The organism is Pseudescherichia sp. AS216 (assembly GCF_037152055.1).
In the GTDB taxonomy this organism is placed as follows: domain Bacteria; phylum Pseudomonadota; class Gammaproteobacteria; order Enterobacterales; family Enterobacteriaceae; genus Pseudescherichia.
Map to the genome: position 1 here is coordinate 440,918 of NZ_JBBCMV010000003.1, position 17,076 is coordinate 457,993.

Sequence of the window (17,076 nt, forward strand, 5' to 3'; positions counted from 1 at the left end):
GCGGGAATTATAGCGCTGCACAGAGAACAGGTAAAGCGCCGTCATCCGTAGGCCCGGCCAGCGGCGCGCCGCCGGGCGTAAATGTCAGGCCAATCGACCCGCGTCCGCTTCCCAGCGGTATCCGACGCCGTACACCGCCCGGATAAACGACTGCTCCTCATCCAGCGCTTCAAGCTTGCGACGCAGGTTTTTGATGTGGCTGTCGATGGTGCGGTCGGTGACGACCCGGTAATCATCATAGAGATGATTCAGCAGCTGCTCGCGGGAGAAGACCTTTCCCGGCTCGCTGGAAAGCGTCTTCAGCAGGCGAAACTCGGCGGGCGTCAGATCCAGCGCCTTGCTGTGCCAGCTGGCCTGGAAGCGGCCTTCGTCGATCACCAGCGGGCTGACCGCATCCAGCGCTTTCAGCTCGCGCTGGGGTTTGCAGCGGCGCAGAATGGTTTTTACCCGCGCTACGACTTCCCGAGGGCTATAGGGCTTGCAGATGTAGTCATCGGCACCGATCTCCAGCCCTAGCAGGCGGTCAATCTCTTCGATTCGGGCGGTGACCATCACAATCGGCAGATCGGAGAAGCGGCGGATCTCCCGGCACAGGGTCAGGCCGTCGATGCCGGGAAGCATCAGATCCAGCAGCATCAGATCCGGCGGCGTCTGGCGCACGTAGGGCAGCACTTTATCGCCGTGGTTTATTAGCGTCGGGGCATAGCCCGCCGCCCGCAGATAGTCCACCAGCAGCTGTCCCAGCTTCGGCTCATCTTCCACGATTAAAATGCGCGGCGTGTTTTCGTCAATCGGTAACTCAGTCATACATCTCTCGGTAAATCGCGTTCCAGCGGTAGCTCAACTGTAATGCTAACCCCGCCAAAAGGCGAATGGGCTGCGGCAATGTTCCCGCCGTGGGCTTCAACAATGTTCACACAGATAGGCAATCCGAGCCCTGAGCCGCCGCTGGCCCGGTTGCGCGAGCCTTCGGTGCGGTAGAAGCGTTCAAACAGACGGCTGAGCTGCTCATCGCTGACGCCCGGGCCGCTGTCGGCAAAGGTCATCGCCAGGATATCAGGCTTGACGCTCGCGCTAATCAACAGCTGACCCCCGGCATCGGTATAGCGCAGGCTGTTCTCCAGCAGATTGTTAAACAGCTGCATCAGACGGTCGCGATCGCCGAACACGATGGCGCTCTCCGGCAGCGAAACGCTAAGGGTTAACCCCCGGCTGGCGAAGCGCTCCCGGAACGCCCCGGCGGCGATCTCCAGCAGGGTGATCACGTCCATGGGGGCTTTCTGATAGGCCAGCGCCCCCTCGTCGGACATCGAGAGCTGATGCAGATCGTCAACCAGCTTGGTCAGCGTGCCCACCTCAGCCTGCAAGGAGGTCACCGACTCGGGGGTAAACTGGCGCACGCCGTCCTGAATCGCCTCCAGTTCCCCGCGCAGCACCGCCAGCGGGGTACGCAGCTCGTGGGAGATATCGGCCATAAAGTCGCGGCGCATCTGCTGGTTCTTCTCCAGCGTGCTGGCGAGCTGGTTAAAGTCCTGGGCCAGTTTACCCAGCTCATCCGGACTGGACGTCGCCACACGAGTAGTAAAGTCCCCAGCTGCCAGCCGGTGCGTTCCCTCCACCAGCCGTTTTACCGGGGCCAGCAGGCCGCGCGCCAGCGGAAAGGTCGCCAGCGCCGCCAGCAGCGTGGCGAGGCCGACAATCAGCCAGCTGGTACGCCGCTGCTGGCGGTCAAAGTTGATATCGGTGTTGCGGGTCAGCCGCTCCACCGGAGAGGCGATAACCGAGCCCACCACCGCACCGTTGACCGTTATCGCTCGCCGGGTTCCCTCTTTTGGGATCGGCGAGCGCGGGCCAACCAGCACGTCGCCGCTCTGGTCGGTCACCCAGAACTGCGTTCGCCAGCCGTGGGGCGGCATGCCGGGGCCAGGCCGATCGCTGTCGCCGTCATGCTCAAAGGAGCGCAGGATCTGAAAGACAAAACGGTCGTTGTTGCGCAGAAAACGCCAGTCGCCGTGGAGCTCGTACTGCTCTCCCAGCGCGTCGCCAAGCATCTGCAGTCGCTGCTCGTTGCCGTGCTTGATGTAATCAATAAAGCCGCGCTCAAAGCTGATCCGCACCGCCCAGTGCATGGTGATCAGCAGCACAATGCAGGTAGCCAGGATCGCCAAAAAAAGCTTGCCGGTGATCCCCGGTCGCCAGAATTTCATCGTTCACTCCTTTTGCGCCGGGCAATCACGGTATTGGTGCTGGCGTCATTCGGCACGCGGGCAAAGACCAGCGCGGGCAGGGCGATAATCACCGCCATGCACAGATAGGTGGAAAAGAATACGTGGTGCACCAGGGTGCTGTCGGTCGCCAGATGCTGCTGACCAAACAGGCCCAGCAGCAGCCCGGCCACGGTGACGCCGACGCTCATTGAGAGCTGCATGATCATCGACAGCAGGCTGTTGCCGCTGCTGGCGTGTGCATCCGGCAGATCCTTCAGCGTCAGGGTGTTCATGGTCGAGAAGCGCATCGAGTTGATCATCCCCTGCACGAACAGCACCACCGGCAGCAGGTAGTAGAGGCCCGCCAGCGCCGTTGCCATAAACAGCAAACTCACCAGCGCCAGCCCCAGCGTGCTGGCCACCAGCACCCGGCGGTAGCCTGCACGGTTAACTACCTGTACCACGATCCGCTTCATGCCCATGCTGCCCAGCACCATCGGGATCATCATCAGCCCGGCGTGGAACGGCGAGAAGCCCAGCCCGATCTGTAAAAATACCGGCGTAATAAAGGGCAGCATGCCGCTGCCGATGCGTCCGGCAAAGCTGCCGGCCAGGCCGAGGGAGAAAGAGCGCGTGCTAAACAGGCCGAGGGGGAAAAGCGCCGCCTCGTTGCGTCTGGCATGCCCCAGGTAGAGGCCCAGCGCGATCGCGCCCGCAACCACCAGCGCCACAAGCGTAAGGGTAGAGATGCCTAACCCCTTCTGGCCGTCGAGGGCGAGGGTCAGCGCCGCCATGCCGAAGGCCAGCAGCAGGAAGCCGGGCATATCGAAGCGGCGGGTTTGCAGAGTGTAGTTGGGCATCAGCCAGAGGGTGGCAATCGCCCCGACGATGCCCACCGGCAGGTTAATCAGGAAGATCCAGTGCCAGGAGGCATACTCCACCAGAATCCCTCCCAAGGCCGGGCCGAGCAGGGGGCCAATCTGTCCCGGCAGCGTGACGAAGGTCATCGCCGCCATATACTGTGACCGGGGAACGATCTTCAGCACCGTCAGCCTGCCCACCGGCACCATCATTGCGCCGCCGACGCCCTGCAGCACGCGCGCCATTACCAGCCCGTCGAGGGTGCTGGCTTGGGCGCAGAACAGCGATCCCAGCGTAAACAGCACAATCGCCGAGAAGAAGACGTTGCGCACGCCAACCTTATCCGCCAGCCAGCCGCTGGCGGGAAGCATCACCGCCACCGTCAGCACGTAGGCCACGACGACCATATGCATATGCAGCGGGCTTTCGCCGAGGCTCTGCGCCATTGAGGGCAGGGCGGTGTTAACGATGGTGGTATCCAGCGCCTGCATGAAAAAGCCGAAGGCCACTATCCATAGCTGCCAGCGGACCTGGTTCGGAAGATCGGTCATTTCACCTGCCTCTTTACCTTTTACTTACTCAATTACTCACTCAACAGCGGCGGGCGTCTACGGGCAAAACGCAGCCGCAGCCGGTCAAAGAAGAGATAGACCACCGGCGTGGTGTAGAGCGTCAGCAGCTGGCTCATCACCAGGCCGCCGACGATGGTGATCCCCAGCGGCTGGCGCAGCTCGGAACCGTCGCCGGAGGTCAGCACCAGCGGCAGGGCGCCAAACAGCGCCGCCAGGGTGGTCATCATAATCGGCCTGAAGCGTAGCAGGCAGGCCTGGAAGATGGCCTCCTGCGGCGTCAGGTTGCCGGTGCGCTGCGCCTCCAGAGCGAAGTCGACCATCATGATGGCGTTCTTCTTGACGATACCTATCAATAACATAATTCCGATCAGGGCGATGAGGCTAAATGGGGCATCGAACAGCTCCAGCGCCAGCAGCGCCCCCACGCCCGCCGACGGCAGGGTAGAGAGAATAGTCAGCGGATGGACGTAGCTCTCATAGAGAATGCCGAGCACGATGTAAACCGTGGCGATGGCCGCGAGGATCAGGATCAGCTGGGAGCGCATGGTCTCCTGGAAGACCTGCGCCGTCCCGGCAAAGCTGCCGCGCACGCTGGAGGGCACCCCTAGCTGGGTCATCGTCCGGTCAATGGCCGCGCTGGCCTCGGAGAGCGAGACGCCGGTCGGCAGGTTAAAGGCGATGGTCGAGGCGGCGGAAAGCCCCTGGTGGTTCACCGACAGCGGCGCGTTAGCGGGCTGCCACTTCGCAAAGTAAGAGAGGGGGATCGGCTTGCCCTCGCTGTTGATCACAAACATCTTGTCCAGAGCGCTGATATCCTGGGTGTAGCGCGGATCGACCTCCATCACCACCTTGTACTGGTTGAGTGCCTCGTAGATGGTTGATATCTGCCGCTGGCCGAAGGCGTTGTTAAGCAGGCCGTTAGCATCCTGCACGCTGATGCCCAGCCGGGACATCGTCTCCCGGTCATAGATCAGGTTCATCTCCGCGCCGTTATCCTGCTGATCGGAGTTAACGTCCGCCAGCTGAGGCAGGGCCGCCAGCGCCTTGCGGATCTTCGGCTCCCACTCGCGCAGGTCGCCGAGATCGTCCGACAGCAGAGCGTACTGGTAGCTGGCGTTCGACTGACGGCCGCCGACGCGGATATCCTGGACTGCCATCAAGAACAGATTAGCCCCCGGCTCTTTCGCCAGTTTCACCCGCAGGCGGTCGATAACCTGCTGGGCGGTATCGCTGCGCTGGTCACGAGATTTCAGGGTGATAAACATCATCCCGCTGTTGACCCGTGAGCCGCCGGTAAAGCCGGTAACGTTATCCACCGCCGGATCGTCGCGAATAATCTTCATAAAGTCCGCCAGCTTGCCGCGCATCGCCTGGAAGGAGATGCTCTGGTCCGCCTGAATGCCGCCCATCAGCACGCCGGTGTCCTGCTCCGGGAAGAAGGTTTTCGGGATGGCGATATAGAGCCAGACGTTGAGCGCAATGGTGCCAAGCACCACCACGCCCACTATCCGGGTATGGTTCAACACCCACTTCAGCGATTTAGCGTAGCCCTGCTGAAGGGCGAGCAGCAGGCGGCCAAAGCCCCGCACCTTAGCTTGCGCTTTCGGTTTGCCGCTCTTCAGCAGCCAGCCGCACATCATCGGTGTCAGGGTCAGGGAGACCACCAGCGAGATGCCGATCGCCACCGACAGGGTGACGGCGAACTCCCGCAGCAGGCGGCCCGGCAGGCCGTCCATCAGCAGCAGCGGCAGGAAAACTGCTACCAGCGACAGGCTCATGGAGAGCACGGTAAAGCCCACCTCCCGCGTGCCCTGCAGTGCCGCCTGGAGCGGTTTCATTCCGGCCTCCAGATGGCGGGAAATATTTTCCAGCACCACGATGGCGTCATCTACCACAAAGCCGGTGGCGATGGTCAGCGCCATCAGAGAGAGGTTGTTGAGGCTAAAGCCGCACAGATACATGGCGGCAAAGGTGCCGATCAGCGACACCGGCACCGCCACCGCCGGGATCAGCGTCGCCCGACCCGAGCGCAGGAAGAGAAAGACCACCAGGATCACCAGCGCCACGGAGATGATCAGGCTGTGCTCGACCTCATCCAGCGAGGCGCGGATGGTGGGGGAGCGGTCCTGGGCGATCTGTAAGTCGATGGCCGCCGGGATGGTCTCCTGCAGCTCCGGCAGCCGGGCGCGAATGCTGTCCACCGTCTGGATAATATTGGCTTCCGGCAGCTTGCGGATCATCAGCAGGATGGCGGGCTTAGCGTTGGTCATCCCGGCGTTGCGCACGTCCTGCACCGAATCGGTGACGCTGGCGACGTCGCTGAGGCGTACCGCCGCCCCGTTGCTGTAGTGAACGATCAGCGGCTGGTAGGCCTCGGCGGTTTTGATCTCGTCGTTGGTTTGCAGCTGCCAGCGGTGGGTGCCGTCCTCGATAGCGCCCTGCGGTCTGCGCACGTTGGCGTTGTTAATCGCGCTGCGCACAGCGTCCAGCGACACGCCCTGGTTAAACAGTGCCTGCGGGTTGAGCGACACTCGCACGGCAGGCAGGGAGCTGCCGCCGACGTCAACGTCGCCTACGCCGTCGATTTGCGAGATGGTTTGCGCCAGCTGCGTCGAGGCAAAGTCATACAGCTGCCCCTGGGAGTAGGTGTCGGAGGTTAACGTCAGGATCATGATCGGCGCATCGGACGGGTTCGCTTTCCGATAGGTCGGACGGCTCGGCATTCCGCTCGGTAGCAGGCTCTGCGCAGCGTTGATCGCCGCCTGCACGTCTCGCGCAGCACCGTTGATGTCGCGATTGAAATTGAACTCCAGAATGATGCGCGTGCTGCCCAGCGAGCTGGAGGAGGTCATCTCGTTGACCCCGGCGATGCGCCCGAGGGCGCGCTCCAGCGGCGTCGCCACCGAGGAGGCCATGGTTTCCGGCGACGCCCCCGGCAGGGAGGCACTGACCATGATCACCGGGTAGTCCACCTGCGGCAGCGGGGCTACCGGCAGCAGGCGGAAGCCAAGAATGCCGCAGAGGGTAATCGCCAGCGAAATCAGGATGGTGGCGACCGGGCGGTGAATGAAGAGGGCAAAAAACTTCACTTACATCTCCTCCCCTTCACGCTCTGCGCGGCGGGGGAAGCGGTGGCGAACCCGCAGGGCCAGGCGGTCAAACAGCAGGTAGATCACCGGCGTAGTAAACAGGGTTAGCACCTGGCTCACCAGCAGGCCGCCGACCATGCCGATCCCCAGCGGACGGCGCAGCTCTGCGCCCACCCCGGTGCTGAGCATCAGCGGCAGGGCACCCAGCAACGCCGCAAGGGTCGTCATTAAAATCGGCCGGAAACGCAGCAGGCAAGCCTGGAAGATCGCCTCCCTGGGCGACATGCCCTGTTCCCGCTCGGCGGCGAGAGCAAAGTCGATCATCATGATGGCGTTCTTCTTGACGATACCGATCAGCAGAATGATACCGATAATGGCAATCACATCCAGCTCGCTGCCCGCCAGCATCAGGGCCAGCAGCGCGCCCACCCCGGCGGTGGGCAGGGTAGAGAGGATGGTAATGGGGTGAATAAAGCTCTCGTAGAGCACGCCGAGCACGATATACATCGCCACCACCGCGGCAACGATCAGCCACACGGTGCTGCCCAGCGCATCCTGGAACGCCAGCGAGCTGCCCTGGAACTGGGTGGTAATATCCCCCGGCAGGCTGAGGTTCTTCTCGCTATCCAGAATGGCCTGCACCGCATCCCCCAGCGCGTAGCCGTCCGGGACGTTAAACGAGATGGTAGTGGACGGGAACTGGTCAAGGTGGTTAATCGCCAGCGGGGTATAGCGCTCTTCCACTTTGGCAATGGCGCTGAGCGGCACCACGCCGCCGTCGCTGCTGGTCAGGCGGATGGAGTCCAGCGCGGCCAGACCCGGCGTTGCGGCGGTATTATGCTCCAGCACGACCCGATACTGATTAGCCTGGGTATAGATGGTAGAGATCAGCCGCTGGCCGAAGGCGTTATAGAGGGCGTTATCCACGTCCGCCATCGTAATGCCCAGCCGGCTGGCGCTGTCCCGGTCAACGTTAACGTACGCGGCCAGCCCTTTGTCCTGCCAGTCGCTGCTGACGTCCGCCAGCTGCGGCAGGGTCTGTAGCTCATTCATCAGCTGCGGTACCCAGGTGCTCAGCGCCTCAAGGGTCGTGGCCTGCAGCGTAAACTGGTACTGGGTGCGGCTGACGGTGGTGTCGATGGTCAGATCCTGGGTCGGCTGAAGATAGAGCGCCACGCCGGGGACTTTCGCCACCGCCTGCTGAAGCCGGGCGATCACCGTCTGAACGCGATCGTCCCGGTCATCCAGCGGCTTGAGGTTGATTTGCAGCCGGGCACTGTTCAGCGACGGGTTGGTGCCGTCAACGCCGACAAAGGCCGTCAGGCTCTCTACTGCCGGATCCTTCAGTACGATATCGCTCACCTGACGCTGGCGCTCCGCCATGCTGGCAAACGATGCCGACTGCGGGGCCTGCAAGGTGCCCTGAATAATGCCATTATCCTGGATCGGGAAGAAGCCTTTCGGGATGGTCACCCACAGCAGCACCGACAGCAGCAGCGCGCCCAACGCCACGCTGAGGGTCAGCCACGGATGGTTAAGCACCTTCGTCAGCCCCCGGCCGTAGGCGGCAATCACGCGGTCGAAGAAGCGCTCTGAGGCACGGGAGAAGCGGTTCTGCTTGCGCAGGGAGTCATGGCTGAGCATCCGGGCGCACATCATCGGCGTCAGCGTCAGCGACACCACGGCGGAGATCAGGATCGCCACCGCCAGGGTGACGGCAAACTCGCGGAACAGGCGGCCCACGATATCGCCCATAAACAGCAGCGGGATCAGCACCGCAATCAGCGAGAAGGTGAGGGAGATAATGGTAAAGCCAATCTCTCCCGCGCCCTTCAGCGCCGCCGCCAGCGGCTTCTCGCCTTTTTCGATATAGCGGGAGATGTTCTCAATCACCACGATGGCGTCATCGACCACGAAGCCGGTGGCAATGGTCAGGGCCATCAGCGTCAGGTTGTTGATCGAGAAGTCGAGGAACACCATCACCGCAAAGGTGCCCACCAGCGACAGCGGTACCGCCACGGCGGGAATAATGGTCGCCGGCACGTTGCGCAGGAACAGGTAGATGATCATCACCACCAGGGCGATGGCCAGCATCAGCTCGAACTGGGTATCGTGCACCGAGGCGCGAATGTTGGTGGTACGATCCGACAGGACCTTCACCGTGACCGACTTCGGCAGGCTCTCGGTAAGCTGGGGCAGCAGCGTGCGGATGCTGTCGGCAGTGGAGAGAATGTTGGCGCCCGGCTGGCGCTGAACGTTCATCACGATCGCCTGCTGCGTGTTGGCCCACGCTCCCAGCCAGCTGTTCTCCGCGCCCTGCTCAATGGTTGCCACGTCGCCGAGGCGGATCGGTGCCCCGTTCTGGTAGGCGACAATCAGGCGGCGGTAGTCTTCGGCGGACTGCATCTGGTCGTTCGCAGAGAGGGTCACCGCCCGCGTCGGGCCGTCGAGGCTACCCTTTGCCGAGTTCACGTTGTTATTGTTAATCGCGGTGCGCACGGTTTCGCTGGTCAGCCCGAGGGCAGCGATGGCCTGGGCGTTAAGCTTCACCCGTACCGCCGGACGCTGGCCGCCGGAAAGCGTCACCAGGCCGACGCCAGCCACCTGAGAGATCTTCTGCGCCACCCGGGTCTCGATCATATCCTCAACCTGGGTCATCGGCATTGCAGTGGAGGTCACCGCCAGCGACATGATCGGCGGATCCGCCGGGTTGACCTTGCTGTAGACCGGCGGGTTAGGCAGATCGGAGGGCAGTAAATTGGTGGCGGCGTTAATTGCGGCCTGCACCTCCTGCTCGGCAACGTCCAGTCCCAGGGTGAGTTGGAACTGGAGCGTCACTACCGACGCGCCGCCGGAACTTTGGGAAGACATCTGCTTTAAGCCGGACATCTGGCCGAACTGGCGCTCAAGGGGCGCGGTGACGGCAGAGGTCATCACGTCCGGGCTGGCGCCGGGATAGAGGGTCACTACCTGAATCGTCGGATAGTCCACCTCGGGCAGGGCGGAGACCGGCAGAAAACGGTAGCCGATGATCCCCGCCAGCAGGATCGCCACCATAAAGAGGGTGGTGGCGACCGGACGGAGAATAAACAGGCGGGACGGGCCGCCGGTGGCGCTGGGAGGTAACACCTGCATCAGGAACCGGCTCCCTGTGCGGCGCGCGTGCCATGGGTTTTCGCCTGCGCGGCAGGGGCGGCGTCGGCGCTCTGGGCCGTCACCACCTCAACCTGGGCACCTTCGGTTAAGCGGTCAATGCCGTCGGTGACCACCCGGTCGCCTGCCGACAGCCCGGCGCTGATCGCTACCTGCTGGCTGTTCTGAATGCCAGGCGTCACGGTGTGCTTGCTCACTTTGTTCTGCTCGTTCAGCACCCAAACAAAGTGGCCGTCGTTGCCCATCTGCAGTGCGGCGGTCGGGATCAGCACCGCATTTTGCTCGGTAGAGACCAGCATTCGGGCGTTAACGAACTGATTAGGGAAGAGGGCGTCGTCCTGGTTGGTAAAGCGGGCTTTCAGCTTAATGGTGCCAGTGGTGGTGTCGATCTGGTTGTCGAGGCTCAGCAGGGTGCCGTCGCTCAGCTTCTGCTTGTTAGTGCGGTCCCAGGCTTCAACGCTGAGGGTCTGCCCGGCCTTTTGCGCCTGCACCACCGTGGCGATATCGCTCTCCGGCAGGGTAAACACCAGATCGATAGGGTGGGTCTGGGTAATGACCACAATGCCGGTGGTATCGCCGCTGGAGATCTGGTTGCCGATATCGACCTGCTTCAGGCCCACGCGGCCATCAATCGGGGCGGTGATGCGGCTCCAGTCCAGCTGCAGCTGGGCGCTGGCAACCGAGGCTTCATCAGCTTTGATCGTGCCCTGAGATTCGCTCACCAGCGCCTGCTGGGCATCCAGCTCCTGGCGGGAAACCAGATTGGTTTTGACCAGCTGCTGATAGCGGGCCAGATCGCGCTGGGCGTTGGCCAGCGTGGCTCTGTCTTTCGCCAGCTGGCCCTGGGCCTGGGCGAGCGCCACTTTAAACTGGCTGGGATCGATCTCTGCTAAAAGGTCTCCGGCCTTGACCTGCTGGCCCTCCTGGAAGTGCAGGGCCATCAGCTGGCCGTCAACGCGGCTGCGCACGGTTACGGTATTGGCGGCGGTGATGGTGCCGAGGCCGGTCAAATAGCGAGGCACTTCGCCTTCTACGGCAGTAGCGGCCTGCACCGGTGCCAGCGGCATACCGCGACGGCCACCCGCAGCGCCACGTCCCGCCTGCGGGGCATGAGCGCCTGCCGCAGTCTGGGTGCTGTTGTGGCTATGCCAGTACCAAAGTGCGGCAATAGCGACAAGCGCCACGCCGATGACCATCGCCCAGCGGGCATTAACACGACCTTTCATTGTTATCCGTATCTCTTCCTGAAACATTTCACAGAATGATACTAGTTTAGTAATGCAACGCCGCAGAAAAATGGAGGAAATATGAAAGACCGTAGGGAATCGTCTGAATGCGCCGGGCGTTGCAGCGTGGGGGCATGAAAGTGCCGGGTGGCGGCTACGCCTTACCCGGCCTGGGGATGTGGAACGCGCTGGACGTTTTTAAAACACTACCTGCGCCCAGCGGGCGAGGCCTGCGGTGACCGAGCCAAAATCGTCGCCGCCGGCAATCGGAATGCCGGGTAGGGCGTCGGCAAGCGCCTTTTTGATCAGCGGTGAGCGGGCGCTGCCCCCGGTCAGGTAGATAATATCCGGCGTCTCGTTGCTGCTTGCCAGCGCCAGCTGCACCTGCTCAAGGATCCGTGTCAGAGGCTGGTTGAGGGCGGTCTCCAGCCCCTCCTGGGTGATCGCCGTTGCCAGCTCGTCGCTGATAAACGGCAAACGGGCCTCGGTTTGCAGGTTGTCGGAGAGGGCAATCTTGCTCTCTTCCGCACTGCGCACCAGGCGGTAGCTAAGGCGCTGACGCCACACCTTCACCAGCCGCGCCACCTTATCCCCTTCCCGGGCGTCGCGCACCAGGTCGTTGAGCAAGCGACCATTAGCGCTGCTGTAGAAGTCACTCTGGGCTGGGACGTCATTAATGGCTACCGCGTTCCACCACGGCAGGATCGGCAGGGCAATACCCTTTTCGGTCTGGCCGCCCATGCCCAGCAGCGGCATCAGATGCTTAAAGGCCAGCGCAATATCGAGATCGTTACCGCCGACGCGGCAGCCGCTGTGCCCCAGCAGGCTGGTATCGCGATCCTGGCGCTGGTGCCACTGGGGGCCCATCAGCAGCAGCGAGCAGTCGGTGGTCCCGCCGCCAATATCCACCACCAGCACGCGCTTCTCGGACTGCAACGTGGCTTCAAAATCCAGCCCGGCGGCGACCGGCTCGTACTGGAATACGACCTCGTTAAAGCCTGCGCGCCTGGCGGCACGCTCCAGGATCCCCTGCGCCTGGGCGTTGGCGTCATCGCCCCCCAGCCCCTGGAAGTTGATGGGACGGCCAATCACCGCGCGATCGATAGCCTCCGGCAGCTGGCTCTCGGCCTGCTGGCGAATATGCAGCATCATGGCGCAGACCAGATCCTCAAACAGCGCGATCTGCTGCGGCTTCAGGCCGCTGGCACCGAGGAAGGATTTTGGCGATTTAACGAAGTAGACCTCTTCCGGATCCTGAACGTACTGCTGCAGCGACTGGAGCCCAAACTGCACGCTGCCCGGCAGCACCTCGATATCTTCTTCGCGGTTGAAGTTCACCGCCCGACGCAGCAGCGCCTGGGTTTCGCTCCCGGTGGCGGGGACGTCATGGTGGCGGTAGAGCCACTCGCTGACCGCTTCCCGCGTCGGGGCGCAGAGCATCGACGGCAGTAGCGTGCTGCCGTTTTCCATTTTTAAGAGCTGCGGGATGCCGTCGCGCATTACCGCAACGGAGCAGTTTGCCGTGCCGTAGTCAAAACCAATAAACATGAAAGTTCCCCATGCCGGTGAAGAAGGGGGGCGACTTTAGCCGAAAGGATTATGAAAGCAAAGCAAAAAAGTGGCGGGGCGCTTAAGCTGAAATAAGAGTGAGAGGAGTAACCATGTATACACTGAGCTGGAAGCCGCCCTACGACTGGGCGTGGATGTTGGGTTTTTTACAGGCGCGTGCGGTGACTGGCGTAGAGGTGGTCAGCGAAGGCCGCTACGTGCGCAGTTTTGCGATAGGTGAGCACCGGGGGATCGTCACCGCCGAGCCGGACGAGGCTAATCATACGCTGCGGGTTACCCTTAGCGATGGGCTGTTGCCGGTCGCCGAGGCGTGTCTGGCCCGGCTGGGGCGTCTGTTCGATCTCGCCTGCGATCCGCAGGAGATTATTCACGCCCTTGGCTCGCTGGGAGAGCAGAGGCCGGGCCTGCGACTGCCGGGATCGATGGATACCTTTGAGCAGGGCGTGCGCGCGATCCTTGGCCAGCTGGTCAGCGTGGCGATGGCGGCTAAGCTGACCGGCAAGGTCGTGGAGAGCCTTGGAAAGCCGCTGGCAGAGGTGCCGGGTTTCATCTGCTTCCCGACGGCAGAGGCGCTGGTCCAGGCCGATCCCGCGGCGTTAAAGGCGCTCGGGATGCCGCTTAAGCGCGCCGAGGCGCTGATTAATTTGGCCCGCGCCACCCTCGACGGTGAGTTTCCAGTGCAGGCTCCGGCGGATATCGAGCAGGGGGTGAAGCTGTTGCAGGGGTTTCCTGGCATAGGGCGCTGGACAGCAAACTATCTGGCGATGCGCGGCTGGCAGGCGAAAGATATCTTTTTGGCCGACGACTACGCTATCAAGCAGCGCTTCGCGGGTATGACCCCGGCGCAGATCCGCCGCTATGCCCAACGCTGGCAGCCCTGGCGCTCCTATGCGCTGCTGCATATCTGGTACACCCCGGACTGGCAGCCGTCAGCTGATGAGGATCAGTTGATGGCAAAATAGCTGGTGTTGAGCATGAGATCCAGCGGCTGGGCCTGGGAGATGGTGTCCCCGAAGATGTAGTCAATGCCAATGCCAGAGAGGGTATCCATCATCATTGGCTGGTTAGTCGGCCCTGCAATGCTCTTCATCCCCAGACGGTGAGCATGGCCCTGCACGATGGTCACCATCATCTCGTCCATCAGGTTACCGTGCACGTTGTTAACCAGCTCCGGCTCCAGCAGCACGTAGTCCGCCATCTGCGGCATGAGATGGTTAAAGATCTCCAGGTCGCGCCCAATATGGCTGATAATGAGTCGGCAGCCCGCCTGACGAAGTTTGGCGAGACCGTCGCCGATGCTGCTCTCTTCGCGCATCAGGGCATCGGCATCGATCACAAAGTGCAGCAGGCGGCCAGGCATTCCGCTCTGCGTGAGCTTCTCAATGATTTCAGTTATGACCGTTCGGCTGGCCAGCCCGGCGCTGGAGAGCGGCAGGGCAACGCTGACCCCTTTACGTACTACCCCGGCGGCGCTGTTGGTGAAGAACTCGTGGATCACCCGGCGATCGAGGGCGCGGATGAGCTCCGGCTCGGCGAGGCCGGAACGGAAGGCGCGCTCCTCCATGGCTTCCCCTTCACTGGTCCACAGGCGCAGTGAGAGCAGCCAGAAGTTGCAGGACTCCGGCACCCGCGGGGAGGCGACACCGCGCGCCACCAGCAGGAGGTGGTTGTCGCGGATCATCCGCGACTGCTCCTCAAGAGAGATCAGGCTGCGGTTGTGATGCATATGATCCTGCTGCGGCTCGTACACCGTGACCACGCCACGACCGTTGTTTTTCGAGGCGTAGCAGGCGATATCCGCCTGGGACATCACCTCTGAGGCCTGGCAGTTGCTCTCATCAATCAGGGTGATCCCAGCGCTCGCGCCGATGCGGTGCAGGCGGCCCTCCCACATAAAGCGGTAGTCATTGATGGCATGGATAATGCGCCCGGAGATATAGCGGGCGCTCTCAATATTGCAGTCCGGCAGCAGCAGGCCAAACTCATCTCCGCCGAGACGGGCCAGGATATCGGTAGAGCGCAGCATGCTAAGCATCAGGGAGGAGAGCTCCCGCAGCAGGGCATCACCTGCCGCATGACCTGCGGTGTCGTTCACCGCCTTAAAGCGGTCGAGATCGATATAGACCAGCGCATGGCGCTGATGCGTCTCCTGCACCGTGTGCAGCAGGCGTTTAAGATGGTTCTCGAAGCTGACGCGGTTCGCCAGATGGGTCAGCGCATCATGGGAGGCGCTATAGCTCAGCTGGCGCAGCATCTTCCGGGACTCGGTGACATCCTGGATCACCAGCACGAAGCCGATGTTGTGTCCGTCAAGGGTGCTAAGTGGCGTCACGCTGTAGTGAATATCGTAGGTCCCGCCGTTGCGACAGTGCAGCACCACGTCCTGCTCGATAGCTGAACGTGATATATCACCGCTATGAATGTTTTCCAGCGCGGGGCCGTTGTCGCCAAAGGTAATGCGCAGCACATTCAGCAACGCCTGACCGATGGCGTGCTGCTGCTGCCAGCCGCTCATTTTTTCCGCCACCGGGTTCATAAAGGTGACGTTCATCTCCACGTCGGTACAGAGCACCGCTTCGCCGATGGAGTCGAGGGTAATGTGCAGGCGCTCTTTCTCCTGGAACAGGGCCTCGTTGAGCTGTTTCACCTCGGTCATGTCCATATTGATGCCGAGCAGCCGTTCAACCTCGCCGTTTTTATTCAGCACCCGGTTCGCCAGGGTGCGGATATGGCGAATTCCCTCTTTTACATGGATACGAAACTCAAGCTTAAACGGCGCTCTCGCAACCAGTGAGTCGCGGATAATGCGCTCGGCCTCCTCGCGATCTTCCGGTACCACACACTCATACCAGAGCTTCCAGGTGGGCTTCACGTGCGGCGGCAGCTCGTAAAGCTCAAACATGCGCTTATCCCAGCTGATGATGTCCGGCTCCAGATCCCACTCCCAGATACCGATACCCCCGGCCTCGTTGGCCAGCGTAATGCGCTCCATCAGCCGTTTATTGACCCACTCGGTGTGCTTCAGATCGTTGATATCCTCAACCTGGGAGATGAAGTAGAGCGGCGTGCCGTCCGGGTGGCGTACCAGCGACACCGCCAGCAGCGCCCAGACGACATCCCCTGTGCGGGTGTAGTAGCGCTTCTCCATGGAGTAGCTGTCAATGTCACCGCGCACCAGCGCCTCAAGCTGCTCCAGGTCGCTCTTGAGATCCTCAGGCCAGGTGAGCTGCTGGAAGGTCAGCAGGCGTAGCTCATCCTGGGAGTAGCCGAGAAAACTACACAGCGCTTTATTGACCTGTAACCACTGACCGTCCGTGCCCACCAGCGCCATGCCGATGGCGGAGTACTCCATCGCATTACGAAAACGGGCCTCGCTTTCAGTAATGTGCTTACGCTCGGCGCGGAAAGAGTACATCACCATGGTCATGACGTTGGCCGGCAGCAGGATCATCAAGAACGGCAGCCAGGGCGCGTTCAGCATGGCGCTGCTGTTGAAATTGGTAAACTCGATGGGGCTATGGGTCATTATCAGCGACACCACCATGATGGTGACGAGGAAGATAAGAAAGGCCTCCAGGCGCGGCAGCCGAACGGCGGTCCACATCAGCAGAACGATAACGGCGGTAAAGGGCCACGGCAGATAGGTCATCGAGAGCCAGCTGAGAAAGAGCGTCACGGCCAGCGTCACCAGGGTTTCCAGCAGCAGCTGCGGCTTGCGGTGGCGCAGCAGGTAGTGCAGCTTGAACATCAGCCCGAGCGGGACCAGGGCCAGTGCGCCGATGGATTCTGAAAGCACCCATATCATAAAGGTGCGCAGCAGGTTTTCGCTGCCGGACACCAGGCAAATCAGCACTCCGCCGAGCAGGGGAGGGATCACAGCGCTGCCGATGGTCAGGCGGATCCAGTCGCTCAGGTTTTGCAGCGGGTTATACCACGGCAGCATCTTACGCAGCAGCACCGCGCCCGTCAGCGCCTCAATGATATTGATTCCCGGATACCAGAGGTTGATTTCTCTTGCGGGGAAGAGCACAAACGACCCGGCCAGGCTGCCCAGCGTACAGGCGATGGCGATGCCCGGCCACATGCGCCCGGCGTGGCGGTAGAAGGCCACCATCATAATAGATGTCGTAAACCACAGCGGCGCAAGAACGGTACCGAAACGGGTCAGCTCAAGGGAAAACAGGGTAAAGATAAAGGTCACCAGTCCTAAACTGAGCAACCTCAGTAGGGGATTTGGGGTAGTAACCAAAACGCGCTGGTATTGTTTATTCATTACCGCTTTATCCGCAGTCCCTGTGCCGCCAGGTTCATAACGCCCGGACGGGTAAAATTGAAATTTGGATTATGCTAGTACAAACAATTTACAATTCCTATGGTGACCGCTCATAATTTGACATCA

The 17,076-nt window shown here is 61.8% G+C and carries 9 protein-coding genes; 1 reads left to right on the plus strand and 8 read right to left on the minus strand.

All coding sequences use genetic code 11. The features are described 5' to 3' along the window. Window positions 1-84 precede the first annotated feature (84 nt). From baeR to yegD, 7 genes are all read right to left on the minus strand, one after another. Window positions 85-807, minus strand: coding sequence for a two-component system response regulator BaeR (gene baeR / locus WFN61_RS11405; protein WP_144817226.1), 723 nt, complete (start codon window positions 805-807; stop codon window positions 85-87). Further along, on the minus strand, window positions 804-2,207 hold the full coding sequence (gene baeS / locus WFN61_RS11410) for a two-component system sensor histidine kinase BaeS (protein ID WP_312282688.1): 1,404 nt from the start codon (window positions 2,205-2,207) through the stop codon (window positions 804-806). The genes baeR and baeS overlap by 4 nt, the downstream gene beginning before the upstream one ends. Continuing rightward, window positions 2,204-3,619 carry an MFS transporter gene (locus WFN61_RS11415; RefSeq protein WP_337038693.1) on the minus strand — a complete coding sequence of 472 codons (1,416 nt, stop codon included), beginning with the start codon at window positions 3,617-3,619 and terminating at the stop codon, window positions 2,204-2,206. Before WFN61_RS11415 ends, baeS begins: the two co-directional genes overlap by 4 nt. Window positions 3,620-3,651: 32 nt before the next feature. Further along, entirely contained in the window at window positions 3,652-6,729 is a 3,078-nt protein-coding gene (gene mdtC, locus WFN61_RS11420) for a multidrug efflux RND transporter permease subunit MdtC (RefSeq protein WP_312282686.1), read from the minus strand. Continuing rightward, complete coding sequence (locus WFN61_RS11425) at window positions 6,730-9,864, minus strand: MdtB/MuxB family multidrug efflux RND transporter permease subunit (protein ID WP_312282685.1); 3,135 nt, start codon at window positions 9,862-9,864, stop codon at window positions 6,730-6,732. It abuts the gene before it with no gap. Continuing rightward, window positions 9,864-11,108 (minus strand): MdtA/MuxA family multidrug efflux RND transporter periplasmic adaptor subunit, encoded by a 1,245-nt coding sequence (locus WFN61_RS11430; RefSeq protein WP_312235611.1) that lies wholly within the window; start codon window positions 11,106-11,108, stop codon window positions 9,864-9,866. The genes WFN61_RS11425 and WFN61_RS11430 overlap by 1 nt, the downstream gene beginning before the upstream one ends. A gap of 198 nt (window positions 11,109-11,306) precedes the next feature. After that, entirely contained in the window at window positions 11,307-12,656 is a 1,350-nt protein-coding gene (gene yegD / locus WFN61_RS11435) for a molecular chaperone (protein ID WP_312174868.1), read from the minus strand. Window positions 12,657-12,769: 113 nt separating this feature from the next. On the opposite strand from yegD, the gene alkA reads away from it, so the two are divergent. Beyond that, the gene (gene alkA, locus WFN61_RS11440; protein ID WP_312282684.1) at window positions 12,770-13,639 is read left to right on the plus strand and encodes a DNA-3-methyladenine glycosylase 2; all 870 of its coding nucleotides are present in this window, start codon (window positions 12,770-12,772) and stop codon (window positions 13,637-13,639) included. Here alkA and WFN61_RS11445 read toward each other — a convergent pair. Beyond that, complete coding sequence (locus WFN61_RS11445; protein ID WP_312282683.1) at window positions 13,621-16,950, minus strand: diguanylate cyclase; 3,330 nt, start codon at window positions 16,948-16,950, stop codon at window positions 13,621-13,623. The two genes, alkA and WFN61_RS11445, sit on opposite strands and share 19 nt — an antisense overlap. Window positions 16,951-17,076 lie beyond the last annotated feature (126 nt).

Coding starts and splice junctions, on each gene's coding strand:
- baeS (WP_312282688.1), bottom strand. CDS start 2,207: ATGAAATTCTGGCGACCGGGGATCACCGGCAAGCTTTTTTTGGCGATC.
- WFN61_RS11425 (WP_312282685.1), bottom strand. CDS start 9,864: ATGCAGGTGTTACCTCCCAGCGCCACCGGCGGCCCGTCCCGCCTGTTT.
- yegD (WP_312174868.1), bottom strand. CDS start 12,656: ATGTTTATTGGTTTTGACTACGGCACGGCAAACTGCTCCGTTGCGGTA.
- alkA (WP_312282684.1), top strand. CDS start 12,770: ATGTATACACTGAGCTGGAAGCCGCCCTACGACTGGGCGTGGATGTTG.
- WFN61_RS11415 (WP_337038693.1), bottom strand. CDS start 3,619: ATGACCGATCTTCCGAACCAGGTCCGCTGGCAGCTATGGATAGTGGCC.
- WFN61_RS11445 (WP_312282683.1), bottom strand. CDS start 16,950: ATGAATAAACAATACCAGCGCGTTTTGGTTACTACCCCAAATCCCCTA.
- baeR (WP_144817226.1), bottom strand. CDS start 807: ATGACTGAGTTACCGATTGACGAAAACACGCCGCGCATTTTAATCGTG.
- WFN61_RS11430 (WP_312235611.1), bottom strand. CDS start 11,108: ATGAAAGGTCGTGTTAATGCCCGCTGGGCGATGGTCATCGGCGTGGCG.